Origin of the sequence: Pleionea mediterranea (assembly GCF_003148745.1) — a bacterium.
Classification (GTDB): domain Bacteria; phylum Pseudomonadota; class Gammaproteobacteria; order Enterobacterales; family Kangiellaceae; genus Pleionea; species Pleionea mediterranea.
The window spans coordinates 105,396-130,653 of the sequence record NZ_QGGU01000001.1; the positions used below are offsets into that span (position 1 = coordinate 105,396).

Sequence of the window (25,258 nt, forward strand, 5' to 3'; positions counted from 1 at the left end):
TTGTTAAAAACACAGTACAGGTGGTGACGGTTATGGCCGATAAAGCAGTTCCTTATCAATCAAATAATAAAGTACGGGTGGTGACTGCTGCCTCATTATTTGACGGGCACGATGCCGCAATCAATATTATGCGTCGTATTATTCAGTCGACCGGCTGCGAAGTGATCCATCTGGGTCATAATCGTTCGGTTCAGGAAATTGTTGACTGTGCTATTCAGGAAGATGTGCAAGCCATTGCCATGACATCTTATCAGGGCGGTCATGTTGAATATTTAAAGTACATGCACGATCTGTTGAATGAACGAGGATGTGGTCATATTAAATTATTCGCCGGTGGCGGTGGGGTTATTTTACCGGAAGAAGTTAAAGAGCTGCATGATCACGGTATCACCAAAGTTTACTCACCCGACGATGGCCGTGAACTCGGTTTGCAGGGCATGATCAACGATCTGGTTAAGCGATCGGACTTTACCACAGGCGCAGAAATAAAAAATGAAGCCAAGCAATTAGAGCAACGGGAGCATTATTCCATTGCGCGCTTGATTTCAGCCGCAGAAAATCATCGGGATGATAATCTCGAATTATTTGAAACCATTAAGCAACAGGCGGATGCGTCAAAAACCCCAGTGCTGGGGATCACCGGTACTGGTGGCTCGGGCAAATCATCGCTGGTGGATGAACTGGTTCGCCGATTCTTACTCGACTTTGAAGACAAAAGCATTGCGATTATTTCGGTTGATCCGTCAAAACGAAAAACCGGTGGGGCATTGCTCGGTGATCGGATCCGTATGAACGCCATCAATCACGAGCGGGTGTATATGCGTTCATTGGCCACCCGTCAGTCGAATCTTGCGTTATCACCTCACGTTCAAGACGCTGTTAACATTGTAAAAGCGGCTAATTTTGATTTAGTGATTCTTGAAACTTCCGGTATTGGTCAATCCGACACAGAAATCATTGAACACTCCAATATGTCGATGTATGTAATGACACCGGAATTTGGTGCCGCTACTCAGCTTGAAAAAATAGATATGCTGGATTTTGCCGACATAGTGGCCATTAATAAATTTGATAAACGTGGTGCACTGGATGCATTACGGGATGTTAAAAAACAGTATCAGCGCAACAATCAATTGTTTGATCAGGACGCCGATACCATGCCGGTTTATGGCACCATCGCCAGTCAATTTAATGATCCGGGCACTAATGGTTTATATCGGGCGATCATGAATAAGCTGGTTGAAAAAACCGGTACCAATCTTAAATCAAATTTTGCGGTTACCGATGAAATGTCGGAAAAGATTTTTATTATTCCACCGAAACGCGTGCGTTATCTGGCAGAAATTGCCGAAAACAATCGTAAGTACGATGAGTGGGTGAATGAACAAGCCGAAGTTGCGGAAAAACTTTATGGCTTACACCAGTCTATCGAAACCATTAATGAAATGTCGGACAGCGAAGGCAATAACATCGTTTCTGAACTGAATAAAGTTTACGAAGATGTTGGGCTGAAACTTGATGGGCATAATCGAAAAATTATTGATGAGTGGAATGAGAAAAAAGCCAAGTACGAAAGTGATGAATTTATTTATCAAGTTCGAGGCAAAGATATAAAAGTAGAAACTAAATCACTATCCTTAGCGCAAAATAAAATTCCAAAAATTTCAGTTCCAAAATATCGCAGCTGGGGTGATATTTTAAAGTGGAACCTGCAAGAAAACTTTCCCGGTGAATTTCCTTACACGGCTGGTGTTTTTCCATTTAAACGCGAAGGTGAAGATCCTACTCGAATGTTTGCAGGTGAAGGCGGACCGGAACGAACCAATCGCCGCTTCCACTATGTTTCTTTAGGTATGCCAGCGAAACGTTTATCAACAGCATTCGATTCGGTCACACTGTACGGCGAAGATCCTGACTTCCGTCCCGATATTTACGGCAAAATTGGAAACTCTGGTGTGTCAATCTGCTGTCTGGATGATGCGAAAAAATTGTATTCGGGTTTTAATCTGGCGGATCCCAAGACCTCAGTGTCTATGACCATTAATGGTCCTGCGCCCATTTTGGTGGGTTTCTTTATGAACGCAGCTATCGATCAGCAGTGTGAAATTTACATTAAAGAAAATGGCCTGGAAGCGGATGTTAAAGCAAAAATTGAAGCTATCTATAAAGAAAAAGGCCAACCAGTACCAACCTATCAAGGTGAAGTGCCAGAAGGTCACGATCGTCTTGGTTTAATGTTATTGGGTGTGACGGGCGATCAAGTATTACCGGCTGATGTGTATCAGGGGATTAAAGAAAAAACCTTAAGTGCGGTACGCGGTACTGTTCAAGCGGATATCTTAAAAGAAGATCAGGCACAAAACACCTGTATTTTCTCTACGGAATTTGCCTTGCGTCTGATGGGAGATGTTCAGGAGTACTTTATTGAGAAGAATGTTCGAAATTTCTATTCGGTATCTATCTCCGGTTACCATATAGCCGAAGCTGGTGCGAATCCGATTTCACAGTTGGCCTTTACCTTGGCCAATGGTTTTACCTTTATCGAGTATTATCTGGCGCGTGGCATGGACATTGATAAGTTTGCGCCGAACTTCTCGTTCTTTTTCTCCAACGGTATGGATCCCGAGTACGCGGTGATGGGACGTGTGGCGCGTCGTATCTGGTCAAAAGCATTAAAAAATCTGTACAAAGCTAATCCTCGTGCGCAAATGTTGAAGTACCATATTCAAACGTCGGGTCGCTCACTGCACGCTCAGGAAATTGACTTCAACGATATTCGAACAACGCTTCAGGCGTTGTACGCGATCTACGATAACTGTAATTCACTGCACACCAATGCTTATGATGAAGCCATTACTACACCAACCGAAGAATCGGTTCGTCGGGCCATGGCGATACAGCTTATTATTAATCGTGAGTTGGGTTTGGCAACCAATCAAAACCCGCTGCAAGGTGCGTTTATTATTGAAGAGTTAACCGAACTGGTTGAAGAAGCCGTATTAATGGAGTTTGAAAGAATTTCTGAACGTGGTGGTGTATTAGGTGCTATGGAAACCATGTATCAACGCTCAAAAATTCAGGAAGAGTCATTGTACTATGAAACACTAAAGCACACAGGTGAGATGCCGATTATTGGTGTCAATACTTTCTTGTCTTCGAAAGGATCGCCAACCAATATTCCACAAGAAGTGATTCGTTCAACCAAAGAAGAACGTGAATATCAAATCAATACGGTTGAAAAACAACATCAACGGTTTGAAAGCGAAGGTGCAGATGTATTATCCGGCGTGCAAAATGCAGCATTGCATAACGATAATATTTTTGCGCAGCTGATGGAGGCCACCAAGTATTGTACGCTGGGGCAAATTTCAGCGGCACTGTATGAAGTAGGCGGTCAGTACCGACGCAATATGTAATCGACATACTCGAGCTATAAAAAAAGCGGCTTTGGCCGCTTTTTTTATAGCCAATTTTGTACAAAATATGCCAAGTTTATGTTGTTAATCCTATCCGCCAAATAATTTTGATATTGAGTTTTTCTATTACTTTGTCTATACCTTATTAAAATTTCACAACATTAAAAATACAGATATTAACAATATGCCTTCACCAACTGACTATCGTAAACTTGGCTGCCAGGAATGTGCCAATGGAAAAGCACTGGGTTTTGACTTTACAATGGCGTTTCAGCCAATTGTCGATGTTTCCAAACGTAAAATATTTGCTTCTGAAGCTTTAGCCAGAGGGCTAAACGGCGAAGGCGCAGGTGACGTTTTTACACGGGTAGACAAGTCTAATTTATATCGCTTTGATCAAACTTGTCGTACGAAAGCGATTAAACTTGCATCAGAATTAAATCTTTCATCCTTACTCAGCATTAATTTTATGCCCAATGCAGTATATCGACCGGAACTTTGTATTCGGACTACGTTAGCCGCCGCCGAGCAATACCAATTTCCAGTTGAAAAAATTATTTTCGAAATTACAGAGGGTGAAGAAATAGATGATATTTCTCATATGAAAGAGATTGTAAATTATTATCAAAAAACGGGTTTTAAAACAGCCATTGATGATTTTGGTGCCGGCTACGCAGGTCTTAATCTGCTGGCTGATATTCAGACCGACATAATAAAGCTGGATATGGCGCTCATACGCAATATTGATCAACGTAAAGCAAGCCAGGCAATTGTCAAAGGCATATATCGTGTTTGTGAAGAGTTAGATATTACGATTATCGCTGAAGGTATAGAAACTTCCGAAGAGTTTAAGGCGCTTGAATCCATTGGCATTAACTTGATGCAAGGTTACTATTTTGCTAAACCCGCCTTTGAAAGCATACCCCATGTAGATTTCGAAGTTTTACTTGATTAAATTTAACCCATGCTTTTTAACCGCGTTGTCGAAAGGCTCGCCATTTGGCATCGGCCCATTTTGCACTGCTAGACAGTTGTCGCTGAAATCGTCGCAACCATTTTTCTGCAATTGGATATTCGGTGGCAAGTAGGGCAAGTCCTAAAGGAATAATTAATACCGCTGGGCCGGGTAATACAATAAATACCACACCAACCAGTAAAATCAGTGTTCCTATCAATGTCACCAGCGTTTTTTTAATGATTTTCATAGGCCATCCGTCGAATACTATTGTTATCAAATACTACTATCTGTTTTAACAGTAAAGCTGTAGCAAACTATGAGCCAATAAATTTAATTAATAAAAACATAGGGTTAGACTGGTAACGTTGTTGTTAATAAGCATTCGTTGGTAAACTTAACCACCTGTTGGCCAGAACTACCATTGGCAGAACAATAAATTGTGATAAGGCTAGAATGGTTTTGTCACAGGTTCTATAACTCTTAAGCCAAACTGACGGTGAGTCGTTATTTCAATGATTAAACATATTTGCCTACTAATGGCGATGCGCGATGAAGCATTGCCGATTATATCGGAGCTGGCATTGAAGCCTGTTGAGTTGTTGCCAGATCATCTGCCTTTTCAAATGTTTCAGGGACAATTGGACGAGTTGATCGTAAGTCTGGTGGTTAGTGGGCGAGATCCCCGATACGACGTCGATAATATTGGTACTCAAGCAGCAACTTTAATGGCTTATGTGGCAATTGAACATTTGAAGCCGGATTTGGTAATAAGCGCCGGAACAGCAGGAGGATTTGCACGTCAGGGCGCCGACATTGGCACCGTTTATCTCAGTAGCGATCGTTTTGTTTATCATGATCGGCGAGTACCACTGCCGGGGTTCGATGAATCGGGTATTGGTCATTATCCGGCTATGGATGTGAGTAATATGGCCAGTGATTTGGAGCTGCCAGTGGGGGTGATTTCCACCGGCAGTTCGCTGGAAAAAAGTGAGCGCGATATAGAAGTGATAGAAGGTTACAACGCCGTGGCAAAAGAAATGGAAGCGGCGGCGATTGCCTGGGTTTGCTGGATCCGGCAACAGCCATTTTTGGCCATTAAGTCCATCACCAATTTGCTGGATCAACCGGGTGCTTCCGAGCAGCAGTTTGTACAAAATCTTAAATTTGCCTGTTCGCAATTACAACAACAGGTGATCCGTGTGTTGGATTATTGTCGCAATAAAACCATTGAACAGCTGGCGGAAGTCGATACAGCAAGGTCGTTATGACTGCCTTTGCCGTTATTGCCCTTTGTCTGCTGGCCGGTTTAGCTCTGGCGCGAGCCCGTGTGTTGCCTGAAAAAAGTGCCGAAACGCTCAACGGTTATGTAATTTGGGTGGCATTGCCCGCGTTAATTATTGCCAATGCACCGCAACTCTCGCTGAATGCTGATGCCCTGATACCCATGGCATTCGCTTGGGGAGCAGTACTCACTTCGGCTGTATTGGTGTGGCTATTGGCGCAGTTTTTTCGTTGGTCGAAACAAACACGATGCGTTCTTTTATTGCTGGTTCCGTTGGGCAATACATCCTTTGTTGGCATTCCGCTGGTTTCTGCATTACTGGGCAAAGAAGCGGTTTCTTATGCGATTTTATACGATCAACTCGGCAGCTTTTTGGCATTGGCCAGCTACGGTGCTCTGGTAATTGCCCTGAACAGTGAAAATTCTTTTTCAATCAAATCTGTTTTAGTAAAACTGATAACCTTTCCTCCATTTATCGCTTTGATCGTAGCTTTTGTGGTTTCCGGTTTGAACGTATCGAGCCAATTACTACTGCCGTTTGATGCGATAGGCGCTACTCTGGTGCCGGTTGTGATGGTGGCGGTTGGATTGCAGTGGCAATTCCGGTTGCCGAAGCAGGACGTGAGCGCAATGACCCTTGGGCTTGGCATTAAGCTAATACTGATGCCAGCGTTGGTCTGGATGATTTTAAAGTCACTCACCATAGAACCATTAATGCTCAAGGCAATAGTGTTGGAGTCTGCCATGGCGCCAATGATTTCAGCGGCGGCACTGGCAATTAATCAGGGACAAAACCCAAAACTTGCCGGAGCCATGGTTGGCTACGGGTTGCTGATGGTGTTTTTGACGGTGCCGCTCTGGCTATGGCTGATTCAATCAGTATAAATTAAACGCTATGCAGCACGCTCATTTGGCAAACGTTGGTTGTCGCTGCGTTCATCTTCACGCTGAATAAGCAGATCAAGGTAGGTGTTCATCACCTGAACGCTTTGTGAACTGGTCAGTGCCAGTTGCGGGATATTATCTTTCTTCAGTTCGCGTTCAATTAACTTAAGTAACTCAACTTGCCAGTCGATAGTATTCTGGCCTAGCGTCATGCGCAGAAACGATAAATTCAAATAATGTTCTGCAACAATGCAGCGCAGTAGCTCAATGGATTTCGCTTTATCCTCTGGCAGCATACCGGGCGTGATGGATAGATCACTGTTGATAGCGCATTCCAGCAGGTACTCGCTTTGCTGACGTGCTTTTTCCAGTTGTTGTTGACGATAGGATTCTGCCGTTGTCCGAACGAGCTGCAGTTTCTGCTTTTGATAGTGGATAAGTTTCATTTTTAATGCAGGCTGAAATTGACCCAGTAGGACTAGGCCTAACACAATGACGGCAGTCATTATTGCAAAGGCTGTAGGCAGTAACACCAATGTTGCACTGACAAGCAAGGCGGTAACAATAGCTGGAAATGGCTTCAATAATGTCATGATATCTTGTACTAATAATCTCGGGTGGCGATTATAAAGAAGGCGCCGTCACAAGTCAGCTTTAACGGGTAGTAAATATTTACTTTTTAGCTCAAAAACAGAGGGTTACTGGAGGATTTTATTTATTTGTACTCGCTGTTTATTAGATCGACACGCTCTATGCAACAAGTTTTAACCAAATTCGTATCTAAAGTAGCGTCTTTGAACTATAATAAGCCCCCTAATGAAAGATCCCACGCTGTTGTGATCGTCATCGTTTATCTTCACTATTTGGAAATTCCTTTTTATGTCTCAAGATCAATCGGTTAGCTTTGATCAGCTTTCCTTGCCTGAAACTATTGTAAGTGCAATAAAATCAATTGGTTACGAAAAACCATCACCAATACAGGCTACCTGTATTCCCCTATTACTGCAAGGCGGCGACTTGATCGGCCAGGCGCAAACCGGTACCGGTAAAACCGCGGCCTTTGCACTGCCCAGTCTTGCGAGAATCGATCTTGAGGTTAAAAAGCCACAAATTTGCGTCATTTGTCCAACCCGTGAGTTGGCGATACAGGTTGCTGAAGCCTTTAATGAATACGCCAAGCACTTAAAAGGCTTTCGAGTGTTGCCGATTTATGGTGGCCAGCCTTATCCACCGCAGTTGCGACAACTTGAGCGCGGTGTCCACGTAGTGGTGGGAACACCGGGCAGAATTATGGATCATATGCGTCGGGGCTCATTAAAGTGGGATGACTTAAAAACTTTGGTGCTTGATGAAGCGGATGAAATGCTGCGCATGGGCTTTATTGATGATGTGGAATGGATTTTAGAGCACACACCAGAGAAAAGACAGATTGCATTATTTTCCGCCACCATGCCAAAGCCGATTAAAAAAGTGGCGCAAACTTTTTTAACCGATCCAGAACATATTCAAATTGAAAGCAAGACTAAAACTGCCAGCACCATTGAACAAATGTTTATTACGGTTACTCAGAACTATAAGTTAGAAGCGCTAACCCGAGTTCTGGAAAGTGAAAATACCGACGCCACCATCATTTTTATGCGCACAAAAAGCAGTTGTGATGAGCTAACCAAACGATTGACGGCACGGGGCTTTTCTGCCGAAGCAATCCACGGTGATATGCAGCAGAAACAACGTGAACAAATGGTGCAGCAGTTAAAAGACAGTAAGATAGATATTATTATTGCTACCGATGTGGCTGCTCGTGGACTGGATGTTGAGCGTATTTCTCACGTTATCAATTATGATATACCGCATGACTCTGAGTCCTATGTGCACCGAATTGGTCGTACTGGACGGGCAGGGCGAAGCGGTAAGGCGATCCTGTTTATTACACCGCGAGAGCGCCATTTATTGCGTATGATCGAGCGCAATAACTCAACCAAAATAGAACGAATGAGTCTGCCTTCGGTTGAGGTCATCAATGACGAACGTTCACGCCGTTTTTTGGAAGACGTTCAGCAGCAAATTATGTCTGGTGAGCACAGTGACTACATCAGTATTATTGAAAAAATACAAAGTGAGCATAATCAATCCGGTGTAGAAATCGCTGCGGCTTTAGCCAGTATTATGTTTAAAGATAAACCGTTATTACTCGAGTCATTACCTGAGATCCCCGACTTTGAAAAAGGCGGTCAGGATCGTGGTGATAAACCTCGCAGTAAAGCACCCGTAAGAACTGAGGCTGAACCGTTAAAAGGCAAGCCGGATGTGAAACTGGATCGCTATGTGATTCATGTCGGTCGGGATCATGGTGTAACACCAAAAAATATTGTTGGTGCTATCGCCAATGAAGCGGATATGAGCAGTCAGTATATTGGTAACATTAAATTGTTCAACGATGTGACAACCGTGGACTTGCCTGAAAAAATGCCGACAGAAGTGTTGAGCGTGTTGAAGAAAGTTCGGGTTTGTGGTCAGGCACTTAATATTGAACTGGCAACCGATTATGTAAAATCTACCGGCGGCAGTTCAAAGCCTCGGGGTAAGAAAAACTTTAAACGTAAAGGTGGTGATAACCGCGGCAAAAGTTCTGCAAAAAAACGTCGTCCTTCTGCTGATAAATCATAACACATACATCAAAGTTTGACTTTAAACCGTGCTTAAAACGAGTGTTTAAGCACGGTATCTTCACCTGAAATATCTCAATAAACTATTTTCGTCTCGTCTTTTAAAATCGTCATTCATCAATGACTTTTCAATTATTTTTATAGTTACTTTTATAGTTACATTTATAGTTACTTTCACAATTGACTTAAAAGTTCTCTTAATGCCTACCAACGTCAATAAAAGATCCACAAAACAGCTAAAAAACGGGTATTGATTCTTCAAGAAAAATATCAGATTTGTTCTATACTTTTACGGACTATCGTTCTTAATTGTCTGCTTATGGAGTCAGAAAAAGACTTTAGTTTTATCAAAATGAATAAATATGGAGAAACGAATGAGCTGGAAAAATCTCAGTATTACCTGGAAACTGGCGATTCCTGTTGGCATTGTAGCCATTCTGATATTAGTGTTAACCAGCATTCAATTATCTTCCATGCGCATAGTCACTAATGACTTTATTTCTATTCATGAGAATTATAACCCGGCATTAAAGATGGTTTTAAATGCCGATCGTGATTTATATCAGGCCCGTCTGGCCGAGCGCAGCATTGCACTTGGGCTTCAAGATTCTGATCTAAACGCCAGTTATCAAGAAAATATCAAACAGGTTAGTGATCGTTTAACTCGGGTAAAAAGTCTTAACATTAATGACACTAGTAAAGCCGATGTTAACAATGCCTTAGAGGCATTCAAGCGTTGGCAACAGGGCGCCGATAATTTAATACAGGGATTACAGGCAGGAAATTTAACTCAGTCACAGGCGACTGCACTGAGTGCCGGGCCGTTAAAAGATGAGTTTGAAGCATTAAGAAATCAGCTTGATACTTTAGGTGAGCACTTATCTGACAAGTCGAGTGAGTACGCCCAAGAAGTGCATCAGGTCAGTGAAAACTCAACGACTCTTATAGTAATAGTGTCAGCCGTCACCATCGTATTAGCTTTATTGGTTGCATTTATTTTCCCAAGAATGATTACTTCTGGTTTACGAGCCATGTATAAAGCCTTGCAGCAAATGGCTAAAGGTCGTGGTGACCTGACCTATCGACTGCCAGAAAGCAGTGATGATGAAGTGGGTAAAATGAGCAAGTCATTTAATGTGTTTTTATCGTCGCAACAAGAAATGGTGGCGAATATTAAACAAGCGTCATCAAAAGTGGATGACTCTTCATTAACTATAAGCGACGCAATTAATAGCAGCCAACAAATTTTGCGAAATCAAGCGGACTCGGTATCTTTAGTGGCGACTGCCGTTACGCAAATGAGTTCGGCTATCAACGAAGTGTCTGGTAACAGTCAGCATGTGGCAGAAGAAACCGGTGAGGCGGATAAGAGTGCAAAAAATGCCGCTGCAATTTTCAGTCAGTCGATTTCAGAAATCAGTGAACTTGCTGATAATGTCAATAATTCTGCCGAAGTCATTCAACGATTAGAAGCCGAAGCATCGGGTATTGTTCTGGTACTTGATGTTATTAAAGGCATTGCCGAGCAGACTAACTTATTGGCGCTTAACGCTGCCATTGAGGCGGCAAGAGCTGGAGAACAAGGCCGTGGCTTTGCGGTTGTGGCTGATGAAGTAAGAACTTTGGCCAGCAAAACGCAAGAGTCTACAGAGCAGATTAATGAAATTATTGACCGGCTGTTAAACGGTGTTAAAGAAGCGGTTACTATTATGTCGAGCAGTCAGTCCCGAGCCAGTGCGACGGTTGATTCATCTCGAAAAGCTCAATCGACGCTGGAAGATGTCAATAATTATTTATCGTCAATTAATGAACGTATTATTCAGGTTGCAACAGCGGTTGAAGAACAGTCTGCGGTTGTTAATGATATTAATCAAAATGTTGAAAATATTAATGAAATATCTCAGGAAGCAACAGCTCAAGGAGAAAAGGTTGCCAGTGCCAGCCAGTCGTTAATTGAAGTATCCGGTGAGCTTAAACGGGAAGTCAGTAATTTTAAAGTGTAAACATCGAACATATTCCAGTTATTTTAATTATTATATTTTCTGAATGCTTCTATCGACGTTGAGCCGACTACTCGTCATGAATATCAAATATGCCTGACAGCATGAATCCGTCTAAAAAATGAAGAAACTATCTCTTCTAACGGTTGAATTTTATAAAACACACCTTAATATCCTATAGAGCAGCTTGTTGTTTTTATTATTGTTAGCTTATTTACGCTAGTTAAGGTATTGGTTTTTATGCCTTTGCAATAAGTACAATAAATAACTTTCATCTGCGAAGAGACAAGTCCAAAAACAATGTTAGACAAAATAGGTTTGACGAAGTGAGTAAGCAAGACAGCTTAGTCGCAATGACAATAGGAGTTCATTATGAGCAACTTATGGGTACTGGTCGCCGATTCTTCAAAAGCCCGATTTTTTCAAGGGATTTCTCCCCACAGTGAGTTAAAAGAGTTTCATGGAATGGTTAATCAGGAGGTTCGTTTAAAAGAACATGATTTAATTACCGACAAACCTGGGCGTTTTAAAGATGATCGGGGCAATACCAGAGCGTCAAATGAAACCAATGCAAAAGGTCATGAAACAGATAAGTTTGCTAAAGACATCACTTCTTATCTTGAAAAATTTGCTAACCAGAATAAATTTAAACATTTATCCATTGTTGCAGAACCTAAAATGATGGGGCGACTCAGAAGCAGTTTAGGTAATCAGACTAGTCAGCGTGTTTTAGAGCAAGTCAGCAAAAACTTAACGACATCTGATGAGCAGGCTATTCGTGAACATCTTGAGCGTATTCCTGTTCAGTAGAGTCTAACTTAAAATAGCTTACTCTCAGACAAAAGGGTGAGAGTAAAACTTAAAGCCATAGAATTATACAATTAATTCTATGGCTTTTTTATTTGGTAAGGCCTGCAGATTTTGAACCAAGAAAAGAATATCTAAAACATATTTTTATAATTAAAAACAATGGATTGTTTATAATGCTGGAAACCAAGATTAACATCTTTTGTATAAATCTTTTTTAATACGATTGTAAATGATAGTAGTTTATAGAAAAGTAATCAGAAACCTGCCTTTATACCCTATTTGTAAAGCTTTAAAGAACACTTCGCAGTAACCTGGTTATTTATCTCAATAATGAGAAGTTGGCATTTTTTATGTGTTTATTCTTTGAGGAAGATACCGTTGTAAATATTGGGGGACAGGCGACACAGTGAGTGAGAACCAACCCTTATAACGAGAAGTTGATGCTCCAGATTAAAAATAACTGCCGATAACTAGAGCAGTTGTTTAATTAATTGGTGAAGTATTAATGACCTCAAGGTTCTCAGTCTCTCTTACTAAAAAATCATGGGTTAAATTGTTTTTTATTCCTTTATTTTTAATTTTATCAGCGTGTAGTGAACAGGATGGAAACGAATACAGTGGAGACGGAGATTCAAGTTCTGGTGGTTCAGGATCAGGCGGCCCAGGTAACAGTGCTCCCCATATTTTGATTTCATCCCCTGCAAGTAATAGTATTTTCGACGATAATGAAAGTATTGTTTTAATTGCTTCTGCTGACGATACAGAAGACGGTGATTTAAGCGATAGCATTGAATGGCGTTCAAGTCTGGATGGTGATCTTGGAACTGGTGGTCAGCTTGGTGTTGATTTGTCGGTTGGCCAGCATGAGGTAACGGCCTCTATTACTGATAATGGTAATCAAGTAAATGAAACATCGATTGTGATTACTATCAATAAAGCTGAGGCTGAAAATACTGCACCCAGTTTAACAATCGAATCTCCGAGTAATCAGTCTCAAGCAGCTTATAATGAATCTGTTGAGTTAAGTGCAACGGCAAGTGATGCAGAAGACGGTGAGTTAAGTGCTGCGATCAATTGGCAGTCAAGTCGTGATGGTTTACTTGGTAATGGTGCATCGCTGAATATTAATCTATCGGTTGGTGAGCATACCATTACCGCATCGGTTGAAGATTCAGGAAGTTTAATGGCTGAGCAATCGATTAACATTATTGTGACACCGCCACCTGAAAATTCTGCCCCTGCTTTAGTCATTCACTCTCCTGCCAATAACGCCCAGGTTGATTTTGGTGAGTCGGTTTTATTTTCTGCATCAGCCAGTGATAACGAAGACGGAAGTTTAAGTCAGCAAATTAACTGGTCATCCAGCATCAGTGGTCAGTTGGGTGTTGGTGCAAGTGCTACTTTAACATTAGAAAGCGGCACACATACGATTACGGCATCGGTTATTGATTCCGGTAATCTTGTTAGTAGTCAGAATATTATGCTGGTCGTTTCAGAAGCACCGCCCGAAAACACAGCGCCTGTAGTTAGTATTGTTAATCCAACAAACGGTCATAGCGAGTACCAAGGTAGTAGTATAAGTTTTAACGGAAATACGATTGACCAGGAGCAAGGATCTTTAACCAGCTATCTTGTTTGGCAATCAAACATTGATGGTGTGTTGGGTTCTGGCGGTTCGATTTCTTCCGTGTTATCGCTGGGTACTCACACTATAACGGCAAGTGTTATGGATGAGCAGGGACTGCAAGGACAAAGCCAGATTACGGTGACCATTTTAGAAGCAAATAATACTGCTCCTGAAATTAGTATCAGCTCACCAACCAGTGGCAGCGAGTTTTTAGAAACCGATGCGGTAACATTAACTGCCACAGCAAACGATGATGAAGACGGTGATCTTTCCTCGTCAATTGAATGGTCGTCCAGTATCGCTGGTCAGTTAGGAACCGGAAGCAACTTATCAGTAAACTTGGCGGTGGGTGTGCACACCATTACTGCAAAAGTAACCGATTCTGATCAGGCGCAAAGTGTCACCACCACACAGATAACCATTAATGAAGTGGTGAACGTTGAGCCGGTCATTAATATCAGTTCACCAACCAGCGGCAGTGAGTTTTTAGAAACTGATGCGGTAACATTAACTGCCACAGCAAACGATGATGAAGACGGTGATCTTTCCTCGTCAATTGAATGGTCGTCCAGTATCGCCGGTCAGTTAGGTACCGGAAGCAACTTATCAGTAAACTTGGCGGTGGGTGTGCACACCATTACTGCAAAAGTAACCGATTCTGATCAGGCGCAAAGTGTCACCACCACACAGGTAACCATTAATGAAGTGGTGAACGTTGCTCCTGCAATCAATATTACATCACCAGTGAGTGGCAGTGAGTCTATGGAAAACGATGCGGTGACTTTAAACGCAGTCGCTAATGATGAAGAAGATGGTGTGTTAACCGATAGTATTGAGTGGCAGTCAAATATTGATGGCGCACTTGGAACTGGCGGTATCCTGATAGTGAATTTAACAGTAGGCGAGCATACCATTACAGCGACGGTTACTGACTCCGAAGGCGTATCCAATCAATCACAAATTATTCTGACGGTGAATCAAATTGTAAACACTGCGCCTGAAGTAACGATTGTTTCGCCGTCAACCGGCAGCTCTGCCTCAGAGAGTGAGTCAGTTTCTTTTGTTGCCACAGCTAATGACGCAGAAGATGGCGATATCAGTACTGTCATTGTCTGGACATCGGATCTGGATGGTGAGATTGGTCAGGGCAGCACTATCGATGTGCAGTTAAGTGTTGGTAATCATATTATTACGGCAACGGCTGCTGATTCAGAAGCTTTATCGCAGCAGGCCAGTATTCAGTTTGATGTCAATCCGGCTGCAGATCCAACAATTTTAAGCTGGGTTGCTCCAACTCAGTACACGGATAATTCTGCTCTGTTAGATTTAGCTGGCTTTAAGATTTACTATGGAACATCGGAAGGTAATCTGATTCATTCCGTTTCCATCAATGACCCTTCCGTGACATCGTATCAACTTGATCAGCTGCAATCTAATACAACTTATTACTTTGCTGTGACGGCAATTGATTCACTAGGAATTGAAAGTGACTATTCTGCGACGGTCAGTAAGATAGTTCAATAATATATTGATTAACTTTAAGTACGCTGATGTGTATAACTCAGCGTACTTTTTTAAGGGCTTCCAAAATATAACATTCTATAGGTTAGAGCATCGTCCATTTAACAAAACACGAAATCTAATCAAGCCGTTTTTGACAATAAATACTCATTATCATTTTGCACATTTAACCTATTGTAAAGCTTCACCACCTCGCCAATAATGATAATCGCGGGTGAGGTTATTTGCGCTTGTTTAACGCGTTGAGCAATATTTTTTAATGTACCTATAACAACTTTCTGATTGTCCTGGGTTGCGTTTTGAATAACCGCCACGGGCATGGAAGGTGTTAAACCTTGCTCTATCAGTTTTTCTCCGATTATTGCAAGTCCTGTTAAACCCATATAGATAACCAGAGTGTTATTGCTTTGTGCCAATGCCGTCCAATTTAAGTCAACGCTGTTATTTTTTAAATGGCCTGTGGCAAAAGTTACCGACTGTGCGTAATCACGATGAGTTAATGGAATACCACAGTAAGTGGATGCGCCAGCGGCAGAAGTAATGCCAGGAACCACATCAAACGAAATGCCTGCATCCACCAGTTGCTGGGCTTCTTCACCGCCCCTGCCAAAAATATAAGGATCGCCACCTTTCAGTCGAACCACCCGTTTTCCCTGTTGGGCTTGATGTATTAACAACTCGTTAATTTTATCCTGTGGTACACAGTGTTGTGCTTTTTGTTTACCCACGTAAATGCGTTCGGCATCTCGACGAACCAGATTTAAAATAGGTTCTGATACCAGTCGATCATAAACAACCACATCGGCTTTTTGCATCAAGCGAAGCGCTTTAAAAGTTAGTAAGTCGGGATCGCCGGGACCTGCGCCAATTAAGTACACACTGCCCTGTGATTGCGACGGCATATTTGTTAAAGCTGCGTATTTGTGTTGATTAAGCAACTGAGTTAATTGCTGCTCAGCCTGTTGATGTTTGTTATCGAAAACTTTCTCAGCAATGTCGCCTTCAAAGGCCTGCTCCCAAAATGCTTTTCGTTGCATGCCAGTGGTTAACGTCTGTTTTACGCGTAATCTGAATTTATCCGCCAGTTTTGCCAGCCTGCCATAGGCCGCCGGTATTAACGACTCAAGACGGCCTCGAAGTAAACGGGCGAGCACCGGCGCTTTGCCTCCGGTACTGATGGCAATTGTTATCGGAGAGCGATCAATAATGGCAGGAGTGATAAATGAACAAAGGGGGGCATTATCGACCACATTGGCAAATATCTGCTGTTGTTCCGCCTGTTCGGCAATTTGTTGATTGAGAGCCTGATCATCGGTTGCTGATATTACCAGCCATTTTTTTGTCAGATAATGTTCGGAGTAGGTGTCTTCAATTAACTGAATGTTATTAGACGATTGCGCCATCTGTTCAACAGTTGAGCTGATCCGTTTCGCTATAACGGTGATAAGCGCACCTGCCTGATTAAGCAGCTCAATTTTTCTTGCCGCGACTTCGCCTGCACCAACCACCAGGCATTGCCGACCACGCAACTGAGTAAAGATGGGAAAGAAATCCATAACAACCACACAACATTAAAAGCTTATGCGTTATTGTTGAGCAGTGTAGGATGATTAACAAATAACGGAGTTATATGGGCTTATTCAGTTACAGGAATAAGCCACACAAATACTATTGTTGGTCTTGTTCCGGCTTTTTATCGGAATAGTGCACGCGACCGTGTTTATCGACCCACTTATAAATTTTCGATGACTTTACACTGTTAACCGTAGTTCGCGTCAGGTTTTCAGCCGGGGCTTTGTCTCGTAAAACATTGGTGTATTGATTCGCCTCTTCCGAAGTGAGTCGCTCAAACAGGTCGGCTATTTTTTGAGAATTCATCAGCTGAACAATATTACCAGACTGTAAGATACCTCTAAGCTGCGGATCATTGATAATGGCCTGTGATTGTGGATCCTGCTCGACAAATTTTGCCCGCGCCCAGATGTCCCTGATTTTTACTGCCATTTGTTGATCAAACGGGCTGTCTTGATCACTTTGTGCCAGCTCTTTACTGATAACTTTAAAATGAGGGTTATTGATAAGTCGTCGAAATGCCGGTATTTGTTGGATGCGGTACACATCACCGGAGTTTAATATTGACTGATTTTGTGATGATAAAAATAACTCGCGAAAATCAGGACTTTCGGTAAGGCTCCTAACATGATGAATCGTGGCTTTGGGCGATTCCATTAATCGCGCCGTTAAACTGGCCATCTCAGGTTGATCCGTTGTGGCGGTTACCGCGGTTTTAATCAAAGAACCGGTGATCCGTTTTGAAAACTGCTCAATCAACGAAAGAGAGGCTTCATTAGAATTTAAATGGTTCGCGGCTGTACCTGAATGGCTTTTGTTTGGAGAGGTATTTGAAGCGGTGTTTGCAGAAGTGTTTGCGATGGATGATGACATGGCATCATCGGATGGTGCTTGATTCAGTAATTCATTTCCCAAAGATATGATCCAGACCAGTAGCACGCCCACCGCCGAACCGATCACGCCGCCAAGTACTGCGCCTGTGATCCTCGATATTTGGGATAATTCAGGTTGTTTACTGGAAACCGCCTTATAGATGGCCGAAAAAATCAAATCGAGCACAAAGCTGGTGATGGCAAAAATGACCACACCAGCGACCAGGTAGCCGAGCAGGCCATTGAGCGACGTTTGCTCATTTAACCAGCTGCCAACGTTAGGAGTAAAAAGTAATGCGCTGATATAAGCGCCTGCCAGTCCTAGCAGTCGAAACGACAGTTTGGCGATGCCTTTGCGGTATCCTTGAAATATAAATAAGCCAACACAAATGAGAAAAACGAGAGTAAACACGCTCATAATTATGTGAGTTCCTTTAATCTGTCACGTAGGCTCCAGTGTGCGGTAATTAAATAAAAATCGCAACGCAAAGGACTTGTTCTATGCACTTGTAGGCACCAGAATATAAGAAGATAGAACGAACCGAATCATTGTTTTTCTAACTAACGATTATATTCAAGACAGAAAAGGAACGATTTTCTATGCAATGGCTGGATCAACAATTATTTTTAACGTTATGGCTGCAACGAAAGAAAACCGTTACGCAGTCAGCTTCATTAAATGAGTCTAGGGTGTTAGTGGAGTTTCCTATAACTGTGGTTAAAAGTCATGTCAGCACAAGTGCGCACAACTATGTTATTGAAGGAATAGGTAATGCAGAGGCTTGGTACGGTGTTATAGAGTCGCAATACTTTATGATCGAGTGGGTATGTGGCGATCCATGCTTTTCTATTTATTTATCGAACGACGATGGTCAGCCGCCGAGAGATTGGCAATTTATTAAACAACTGGAGCAATTACCGTTTAATGTTTTGGCTCATTTAAGCTGGATAAGTAACCATCAGACCGATGGTAAATATTCGTTGTTTTACAAGGATGGGCAGTGTATTCAACCGTTTTGGACAAGTTCATCACTCGACAGTGTGCAGCAACTGAAACAGTATCTTAATTCACAGGGTGATAATCGAAATTTTGCTGTGGCATTAACTGAGCAATTTTACGCGGATTGGGCCGGCTATAAAGTCATTAATGGCAATAAAACATTACTTTGTCGATACCCGAATCGTTATTCTGTAGAACGCGCGATTCAGCATGAGCAGAAGCAGAATAATCAAGGAAAATATATTATGGAGTGTGAAGACGCAGAAAACGAGTCGTTGCAAAAAAAGTGGGGATTGTTTCGGCTGGATGATAACGATAATACGTTTTTAATGGAGCGATTTACTTATCAAGTTGATGCGGAATTTGCCGCTATGGCGTATGAAGCGAAAGGGCATCATCAAAGCTATTGGGTCGAGCCTGTTAAATAACAAAGCGTAAGTTGATATCTTCGGTCATCGAACTTCAGGCGCTCTACTCTTACTTTAAGACGGGCGATTTAATAATCGTTTCAGTTCAATGGTTGCAATGTAATGCTCCACCAGTTCGTCGAGCATTTTTCGCCCAAAATTAACCCAGCGTTTGCGATCTTCCAGTTTATCGCTATTAATAAAGTTGATGATGGGCTGTTCAAATTGGGCTTTTACAGAATCCAAAATTTGTTGCTGTGATAGCAGGTAGATGGATATGACTTTTGTTTGACGTTTCGGTAATGACCACACCGGATGTTCGTGATCGAGATCAGTTTGCGCTAATCCACTGTACGAAACAATAGGTATATAAGGCTGCGTGTCATTTAATGTTGCTTCGGTTTTATCAAACGCATTGGACAGTGACAGCATAATGTCGGGGACACCCAGACCTGCCTTATTCAATGCGTTGATCCAGTCACTATTTTTATGATGAGGCAACAGATGTTTTGTAGCGAAGTCAATGGAGCATTCTTTTCCGTAACGGACGAGCGTGCTGTCGATGCTGGCATTTAAGTAAGCTAAATAAGATTTTTTAATCGAGCGTTGCGAAAGGAAGTGTTTTATTGCAGGGATTGCCGCATGGACCAAAATAGCGACTGCCAGAGCAATAATAAATTTTCCGAGAAGAGAGTGATTCGTTGCTGGGGATGTCGCAGCGTGGGCGGTCGATGAGGCTGATATTACGCCAATTAACGCAATAATTAGCCGACTTTTGGGCCGACCATAAGCTTTATATCGAGTGTGAGCAAGGCTTTGAAAACGATCATTTTGGAGTTTTCCTTTAAAAGCGTGGGTTAAGTTTAGCGTAGTTCGCATGTTTTTGTCCATTTTATGCTGTTGCTGTACCAATCCATATTGGCGAAAGGGTGCTTTGTAATGGTAGCTCAATGCAACTGCTTGTATTTTATCATTATTTATTAACTCATAGAGCGTGTTTATCTTTCATTATTTGAGATGCAGGAGGTTATTTTATGTCACAACAAGGCAGAGGGAGTGATGAATAGTTATTCTCGACTTTGTCTCCTGAGTCGTTCTACCTCCTACATCCTGTAGTCGTATTTGAATGACCGATAACGCAGTTGTGACATAAAATCACCCCTGCCCGAAGGGTTGAGGCTAAAATTAAGCCACTCTTTGTTGAGAATTTCTTATTTAGAATAACTAAACTTCAAAATTCACGCCGCGATTGGCTTAATTTTGGCACTCAAGATCTCAAATAATGAAAGATAAACACGCTCTAGTAGCAGGATTTTACTGGATTTATCTAAATATGAAAGCGTTTGACGTTAGCGGATCCTCTGCCTAGCCTTAAACGGTTATATAACGTTAAAAAATAAGCGGACATTAAATTATCTTGTATAAATATTATTAGTGTTTATAATTTCAGTAATTTCTGAAAATTAAGAATTGTTATGAATTTATCGCCTGAAATTGAGCCCTTTGTCATACATTTTGGCGAAATGGGCAGCCACTGGGGGTTTAACCGCACGGTGGGGCAAATGTTTGCTTTGCTGGTGCTGTCAGAAGACGCTTTAAACGCCGATCAACTGGCCGAGTCGCTCGATGTGTCGCGCGGTAATGTCAGTATGGGGCTTAAGGAATTGCTATCCTGGCGATTGATTCGGACACAACCTCAGCCGGGCGACAGGAAAGATTACTTTCGACCTAATGGCAGTATCTGGGAACTGGCCATGCAGGTATTGTCCGAGCGCAGAAAGCGCGAAGTCGATCCAACCCTTTCAGTGCTGCGCAGTCAGTTGATGAGAGTGGAAGATGGCAACAACAGTTTTGCCCACGACAAAATGCAAGAAATTCATGATTTACTTGAGTTATTCATCGGTTGGTTTGACGATATTCACAGAATGAATCCGGAGAACTTGAAAACGTTACTGAAGCTGGGATCGGGCGTCGGTAAAGTGCTGGATATGAAAGATCGATTGTTGGTGAAAAAATAAATTGTTAATTCGCTTATGTAAATAAGCCTGAAGGAGAATCTAATGATAGAGACTCTTAATGAAAGTACCGAAATATTATCGCGGATTCAGTTTGCGGTGAATATTAGCTTTCATATTTTGTTTCCCTCTATTTCCATAGCGCTTGCCTGGTTTCTGTTTTATTTTAAAGTTCGCCATCATATTTCCAAGCATCCAGTCTGGATGCGCATTTATCGCTTTTGGGTGAAAATATTTGCTTTAACCTTTGCACTGGGTGTGGTCAGCGGCATAACTATGTCGTTTCAATTTGGCACCAACTGGCCGGGGTTTATGGATAAAGTTGGCAATATTGCCGGACCACTGTTGGGCTACGAAGTACTGACCGCATTTTTTATGGAAGCTACTTTTTTAGGCGCCATGTTGTTTGGTATGAATCGTTTACCGCCGTGGTTTCATACGGTCTCAACCTTTCTTGTGGCGATTGGCACAACCATGTCTGCGTTCTGGATTTTAGCGTTAAACTCATGGATGCAAACCCCGCAAGGGTTTGAAATGATCGACGGTGTCGCCCATGCCAAAGACTGGATGGCAGTTATTTTTAACCCATCATTTCCTTATCGGTTACTGCATGTTTTATTGGCTTCTGGATTAACCGCCTGTTTTTTAATGGCGGGTATATCCGCGTATCGTTTATACAAAGGTGATGAAAAACGGGCACCTAAAGTCGCGCTGCGCATTTCCCTATTTGCCGCGGCGCTGTTAATACCGTTACAAATTTTAGTCGGCGATTTGCACGGGCTGAATACCTTTAAACACCAACCGCAAAAAGTCGCAGCAATGGAGGGTATCTGGGAGACTCAAAAAGGTGCTCCGTTATTATTATTTGCTGTGCCGGATGAAGAAACTCGCAGCAATCATTTTGAAATTGCGATCCCTAAATTAGCCAGTTTAATTTTAACCCATGAAACAGAGGGCGAAGTAAAAGGACTGAATGAATTTAAAGGGGAGCACCCACCCGTGAAACCGGTATTTTATGGTTTTCGAATAATGATTGGCGTGGGCTTCTTAATGTTGGCAGTCAGTTGGATTGCGTCGTTATACTTTATCCGAAAAAAATCACTTCCAGTCTGGTTAAACAAAAGCATTATTGCCATGACATTTTCTGGATGGATTGCCACACTGGCCGGGTGGTATGTGACTGAAATTGGTCGGCAACCCTATTTAGTATCTGGCATATTAAAAACCAAAGATGCGGTTACAACCATAGCTTCAACAAACGTTGGTATTTCTTTAACTTTATATATTGTAGTGTATGCAGTATTACTTTTTGCCTATATTCAGACGTTATTTTATATGGCTCGTAAATCCATTGATGTGGATGAGTTCAGCACCATGGACGATGCAATCAAGCAATCGACACTGGGTGATCATGATGGCTCTGCTTCAAACCATGACTCACAAAAAATTTCTGCTCAGGAGGGTAACGCATGACATTAGAACAAGCTCTACCCAATATCTTTTTATTGTTAATGGCGGTCGCCATTTTATTGTACGCCATCCTGGATGGTTTTGATTTAGGTGTCGGCTTATTGTTGCCGATGGATAATCTGGCGCATCGTGATCGCATGATCGCATCCATTGGCCCTTTTTGGGATGCCAATGAAACTTGGTTGGTGTTGGCTGTTGGTATATTGCTGATAGCGTTTCCTTCCGCTCATAATATTGTTTTGCGTGAACTTTATTTACCGGCAGCCATTATGTTGGTGGGATTAATTTTACGCGGCGTTGCGTTCGATTTTAGAGCGAAAGCGGTAACCAAGTATCAGCGGTTGTGGGATAAGTTATTTAAAGCCGGCTCTTTTATTGCCGCTTTGTCGCAAGGCTTTATGCTGGGCATGTATGTTACTGGTTTTGAATACACAGTGGCAACGGTTATGTTCTCATTACTAACATCCATTGGTGCTGCTGCGGCCTATTTGTATATTGGTGGTGCCTGGCTGGTATTAAAAACCGAAGGTGAGTTACAGGTTTTTGCGGCAAAACGCGCCCGTCGGGCGGGTTGGCTTATGGCGCTTTCGTTTGTTGCCATTTGCGTGGTGAATCCATTAATTAATCCGGAAGTGGCCACTCGTTGGTTCAGTATGCCGGGTGCATTAATTTTATTTTTAATCCCGTTAATGTGTGGTTTGATCATCGTTATTGTTGATCAATACTTAAAAAATGTACCGGTGAGAGATGACACAGCCTGTTGGCTTCCTTTTGTTGGTGCTGCAGCTTTGTTTGTGTTTTGTTTGGCCGGTTTTGCTTACAGCTATTTTCCTTACGTTATTCCTAATCAGCTGTTGGCCGAAGATGCTGCCAGTGCACCTGCTTCTCTTATGTTTGTGTTCTATGGTGTGGCTATCGTACTTCCGGTTATATTGGCTTACACCATTTTGTCTTATCGAATATTTAAGGGAAAAACAACGGAACTTACTTATTATTAAATTGAGTAATGTTAACCGATCCGTTGAAGTGGGTTTAGGTAATACCCTGGAGCGAAAGATAAACACGCTCTAGGAACATTCACGAACAATAAATACGTCTAAAACAAAAAGGGAGTTAACGGCTTGTTAAACAAGTCGTTAACTCCCTTTTTTATTGCTTGTTAACCTAACCCTTTAAAAAGTGACCCGCTAAAGCAATCACGGGTGCTGCGGTGGGTTTGTCGTGTTGCCAGTCGCCAGACTCAACACCACTGCCGGCAATATCAATATGACAGTAGGGTAATGGTTTATCGGAGTATTGGCCGTGTTCATCCAGGCCGGAAGCAACGCTTAAAAACGTCATTGGGAACTGGTGACCACGAGCCACGGATACGGAGGCACCGTTATTGGAAGATAAGAGATCATCAGCTTCGCTTCGTGGTCGAATAATTTTCCAGTCTTCTCGACGTGGCCGACTGATTTCGGCACAGTCGCCCCATATTTCACCGCTGGCCTGAAGATTTGACGCCAGCTTATTGTTTCTCGCAGGCGCGTTTTCTACAAAGATTGTGTAGGGACCTGCGGTAAGCGCTGCGTGTCCGGTTAGGGTGGCGATGGTGAATAATTGAGAGTTGGCTTCATTGGTTGCTTGAGCGCGACAGTGGGATAAGAGATCACACATTACCAGTCGGCCTTCGGCATCGGTGTTACCAATACGAACCCGTTTGCCAGAATGGGCTGTAATAATTTCGTCAGCAACAAAACAGTCGGCACCAATGCTGTTTCGCACAGCGCCAATGGCACCAATCACTTTTATACCTTTAGGTTTTAATTCGGCGACGGTTTTCATAAATCCTGCAACCGCTGCTGCGCCGCCTTTATCTCGGCTCATACCGGCCATGTGGCCGCCTACTTTAAGATCCGCACCGCCGGTATCGTAAGTGACCGCCTTGCCAACAAACATTAACGTTTGTTCGATGGGGCCTTCGCCTTCATAGGTTAGGTGAACGACACGAGGTTGATGACGAGTCACACTTTGAGAGGCACGAGCGACAGCCGCCAGCAGCGGGTATTTTTGCTCCAGATCAGCGCGATCCGACTCAACGGTGACTTTTACGTCGGAACCCTTAAAGGCGTCTTCGCAATATTCAGCGAATTTTGGTGGCGCCATACGCTCTGGCTCGGTACCGCACAAGTCACGAGCGAGTCTACGTCCGGATTCAACCGCCGCCAGATAATTAATATCCAGTCGGTTATCCGGATCCAGAAGGCCAATGGTTTTTACCGGCTCCAGCTTTTCTTCGCCGACTACTTCACGGCCTTCAAGTGGTTTCCATAAGGACTGACAGGCGGATAAATAGGCAACAGATAATGCTTCTTGAAACGACTCATGTTTTGGTAAACCTTCAACGGCGATCACTGGATTAACAGCACCGGCGTTTTTTGCCATTTCTATGGCCTGTTTTGCGGCATCACCAAAGTCGCGTACATCGGCCACATCTCTTGTTAAATCGGCAGTGGGTGCGTGGATCAGTCGATGACCCGGACAGTCGTCACTGTGTAAGAAAACAATTTCTTTGCCAACGCGATGGTCAGTTTTGGCGGCGTTGCGAATTTGCGCATCAATGCCCTCGTGATGAGAGAAACCAATGGTACTGGATACAATGATCAGAGCGTCGAATGAAGGCTCCTGACTTAATTGATCAAAGCTGGATAATCCAACAGGATTCGGAAAAGACATAGTGTACTCCGTAAAAGATAAAGTAACTTTAAATATGGC

At 42.6% G+C, this 25,258-nt stretch carries 18 protein-coding genes; 12 read left to right on the top strand and 6 right to left on the bottom strand.

Annotated features, from left to right (window positions below; all coding sequences use genetic code 11):
* Nucleotides 1-32: 32 nt before the first annotated feature.
* On the top strand, nt 33-3,416 hold the full coding sequence (locus C8D97_RS00470; RefSeq protein WP_109761371.1) for a methylmalonyl-CoA mutase family protein: 3,384 nt from the start codon (nt 33-35) through the stop codon (nt 3,414-3,416).
* 184 nt (nt 3,417-3,600) lie between these two features.
* Complete coding sequence (locus tag C8D97_RS00475; RefSeq protein ID WP_109761372.1) at nt 3,601-4,371, top strand: EAL domain-containing protein; 771 nt, start codon at nt 3,601-3,603, stop codon at nt 4,369-4,371.
* Between the two features lie 16 nt (nt 4,372-4,387).
* Here the strand turns inward: C8D97_RS00475 and C8D97_RS00480 are convergent, their stop codons facing one another.
* Nucleotides 4,388-4,621: a PGPGW domain-containing protein gene (locus C8D97_RS00480; protein ID WP_109761373.1), complete on the bottom strand. Its 234-nt coding sequence runs from the start codon at nt 4,619-4,621 to the stop codon at nt 4,388-4,390.
* Nucleotides 4,622-4,886: 265 nt separating this feature from the next.
* Between C8D97_RS00480 and C8D97_RS00485 the strand changes: the two genes are divergently transcribed.
* Entirely contained in the window at nt 4,887-5,642 is a 756-nt protein-coding gene (locus C8D97_RS00485; RefSeq protein ID WP_109761374.1) for a phosphorylase family protein, read from the top strand.
* A complete protein-coding gene (locus C8D97_RS00490) occupies nt 5,639-6,541 on the top strand; it encodes an AEC family transporter (RefSeq protein WP_109761375.1) in 903 nt (300 codons plus the stop codon). Before C8D97_RS00485 ends, C8D97_RS00490 begins: the two co-directional genes overlap by 4 nt.
* 8 nt (nt 6,542-6,549) lie before the next feature.
* On the opposite strand, the gene C8D97_RS00495 is transcribed toward C8D97_RS00490, so the two are convergent.
* Nucleotides 6,550-7,134, bottom strand: a complete 585-nt coding sequence (locus tag C8D97_RS00495) for a hypothetical protein (protein WP_109761376.1) — start codon at nt 7,132-7,134, stop codon at nt 6,550-6,552.
* A 286-nt stretch (nt 7,135-7,420) separates the two neighbouring features.
* Between C8D97_RS00495 and C8D97_RS00500 the strand changes: the two genes are divergently transcribed.
* From C8D97_RS00500 to C8D97_RS00515, 4 genes are all read left to right on the top strand, one after another.
* On the top strand, nt 7,421-9,208 hold the full coding sequence (locus C8D97_RS00500; RefSeq protein WP_109761377.1) for a DEAD/DEAH box helicase: 1,788 nt from the start codon (nt 7,421-7,423) through the stop codon (nt 9,206-9,208).
* A gap of 373 nt (nt 9,209-9,581) precedes the next feature.
* Nucleotides 9,582-11,210, top strand: coding sequence for a methyl-accepting chemotaxis protein (locus C8D97_RS00505; protein ID WP_170115093.1), 1,629 nt, complete (start codon nt 9,582-9,584; stop codon nt 11,208-11,210).
* Between the two features lie 369 nt (nt 11,211-11,579).
* Entirely contained in the window at nt 11,580-12,017 is a 438-nt protein-coding gene (locus C8D97_RS00510; RefSeq protein WP_109761379.1) for a host attachment protein, read from the top strand.
* Between the two features lie 505 nt (nt 12,018-12,522).
* Nucleotides 12,523-15,168 (top strand): fibronectin type III domain-containing protein, encoded by a 2,646-nt coding sequence (locus tag C8D97_RS00515; protein ID WP_109761380.1) that lies wholly within the window; start codon nt 12,523-12,525, stop codon nt 15,166-15,168.
* Nucleotides 15,169-15,287: 119 nt separating this feature from the next.
* On the opposite strand, the gene cysG is transcribed toward C8D97_RS00515, so the two are convergent.
* Nucleotides 15,288-16,721 carry a siroheme synthase CysG gene (cysG, locus tag C8D97_RS00520; RefSeq protein WP_109761381.1) on the bottom strand — a complete coding sequence of 478 codons (1,434 nt, stop codon included), beginning with the start codon at nt 16,719-16,721 and terminating at the stop codon, nt 15,288-15,290.
* Nucleotides 16,722-16,833: 112 nt separating this feature from the next.
* On the bottom strand, nt 16,834-18,027 hold the full coding sequence (locus tag C8D97_RS00525) for a CvpA family protein (protein ID WP_109761673.1): 1,194 nt from the start codon (nt 18,025-18,027) through the stop codon (nt 16,834-16,836).
* A gap of 182 nt (nt 18,028-18,209) precedes the next feature.
* On the opposite strand from C8D97_RS00525, the gene C8D97_RS18240 reads away from it, so the two are divergent.
* Nucleotides 18,210-19,037 carry a hypothetical protein gene (locus C8D97_RS18240; protein WP_210204803.1) on the top strand — a complete coding sequence of 276 codons (828 nt, stop codon included), beginning with the start codon at nt 18,210-18,212 and terminating at the stop codon, nt 19,035-19,037.
* Between the two features lie 54 nt (nt 19,038-19,091).
* Here the strand turns inward: C8D97_RS18240 and C8D97_RS00535 are convergent, their stop codons facing one another.
* Nucleotides 19,092-19,895, bottom strand: coding sequence for a hypothetical protein (locus tag C8D97_RS00535; protein ID WP_146196051.1), 804 nt, complete (start codon nt 19,893-19,895; stop codon nt 19,092-19,094).
* A 596-nt stretch (nt 19,896-20,491) separates the two neighbouring features.
* On the opposite strand from C8D97_RS00535, the gene C8D97_RS00540 reads away from it, so the two are divergent.
* From C8D97_RS00540 to C8D97_RS00550, 3 genes are read left to right on the top strand one after another with little or no spacing between them, the layout of a single operon-like run.
* Entirely contained in the window at nt 20,492-21,034 is a 543-nt protein-coding gene (locus C8D97_RS00540; protein WP_109761383.1) for a GbsR/MarR family transcriptional regulator, read from the top strand.
* Between the two features lie 42 nt (nt 21,035-21,076).
* Nucleotides 21,077-22,504, top strand: coding sequence for a cytochrome ubiquinol oxidase subunit I (locus tag C8D97_RS00545; protein ID WP_109761384.1), 1,428 nt, complete (start codon nt 21,077-21,079; stop codon nt 22,502-22,504).
* Nucleotides 22,501-23,499, top strand: coding sequence for a cytochrome d ubiquinol oxidase subunit II (locus tag C8D97_RS00550; protein WP_109761385.1), 999 nt, complete (start codon nt 22,501-22,503; stop codon nt 23,497-23,499). The genes C8D97_RS00545 and C8D97_RS00550 overlap by 4 nt, the downstream gene beginning before the upstream one ends.
* A 166-nt stretch (nt 23,500-23,665) precedes the next feature.
* Here the strand turns inward: C8D97_RS00550 and C8D97_RS00555 are convergent, their stop codons facing one another.
* Nucleotides 23,666-25,219 (bottom strand): M17 family metallopeptidase, encoded by a 1,554-nt coding sequence (locus tag C8D97_RS00555; protein WP_109761386.1) that lies wholly within the window; start codon nt 25,217-25,219, stop codon nt 23,666-23,668.
* Nucleotides 25,220-25,258: the final 39 nt, after the last annotated feature.

Bases quoted from the DNA above. Each gene is read 5' to 3' on its own strand.
- C8D97_RS00470 (WP_109761371.1), top strand. From the start codon at position 33: ATGGCCGATAAAGCAGTTCCTTATCAATCAAATAATAAAGTACGGGTG.
- C8D97_RS00475 (WP_109761372.1), top strand. From the start codon at position 3,601: ATGCCTTCACCAACTGACTATCGTAAACTTGGCTGCCAGGAATGTGCC.
- C8D97_RS00480 (WP_109761373.1), bottom strand. From the start codon at position 4,621: ATGAAAATCATTAAAAAAACGCTGGTGACATTGATAGGAACACTGATT.
- C8D97_RS00485 (WP_109761374.1), top strand. From the start codon at position 4,887: ATGATTAAACATATTTGCCTACTAATGGCGATGCGCGATGAAGCATTG.
- C8D97_RS00490 (WP_109761375.1), top strand. From the start codon at position 5,639: ATGACTGCCTTTGCCGTTATTGCCCTTTGTCTGCTGGCCGGTTTAGCT.
- C8D97_RS00495 (WP_109761376.1), bottom strand. From the start codon at position 7,134: ATGACATTATTGAAGCCATTTCCAGCTATTGTTACCGCCTTGCTTGTC.
- C8D97_RS00500 (WP_109761377.1), top strand. From the start codon at position 7,421: ATGTCTCAAGATCAATCGGTTAGCTTTGATCAGCTTTCCTTGCCTGAA.
- C8D97_RS00505 (WP_170115093.1), top strand. From the start codon at position 9,582: ATGAGCTGGAAAAATCTCAGTATTACCTGGAAACTGGCGATTCCTGTT.
- C8D97_RS00510 (WP_109761379.1), top strand. From the start codon at position 11,580: ATGAGCAACTTATGGGTACTGGTCGCCGATTCTTCAAAAGCCCGATTT.
- C8D97_RS00515 (WP_109761380.1), top strand. From the start codon at position 12,523: ATGACCTCAAGGTTCTCAGTCTCTCTTACTAAAAAATCATGGGTTAAA.
- cysG (WP_109761381.1), bottom strand. From the start codon at position 16,721: ATGGATTTCTTTCCCATCTTTACTCAGTTGCGTGGTCGGCAATGCCTG.
- C8D97_RS00525 (WP_109761673.1), bottom strand. From the start codon at position 18,027: ATGAGCGTGTTTACTCTCGTTTTTCTCATTTGTGTTGGCTTATTTATA.
- C8D97_RS18240 (WP_210204803.1), top strand. From the start codon at position 18,210: ATGCAATGGCTGGATCAACAATTATTTTTAACGTTATGGCTGCAACGA.
- C8D97_RS00535 (WP_146196051.1), bottom strand. From the start codon at position 19,895: ATGCGAACTACGCTAAACTTAACCCACGCTTTTAAAGGAAAACTCCAA.
- C8D97_RS00540 (WP_109761383.1), top strand. From the start codon at position 20,492: ATGAATTTATCGCCTGAAATTGAGCCCTTTGTCATACATTTTGGCGAA.
- C8D97_RS00545 (WP_109761384.1), top strand. From the start codon at position 21,077: ATGATAGAGACTCTTAATGAAAGTACCGAAATATTATCGCGGATTCAG.
- C8D97_RS00550 (WP_109761385.1), top strand. From the start codon at position 22,501: ATGACATTAGAACAAGCTCTACCCAATATCTTTTTATTGTTAATGGCG.
- C8D97_RS00555 (WP_109761386.1), bottom strand. From the start codon at position 25,219: ATGTCTTTTCCGAATCCTGTTGGATTATCCAGCTTTGATCAATTAAGT.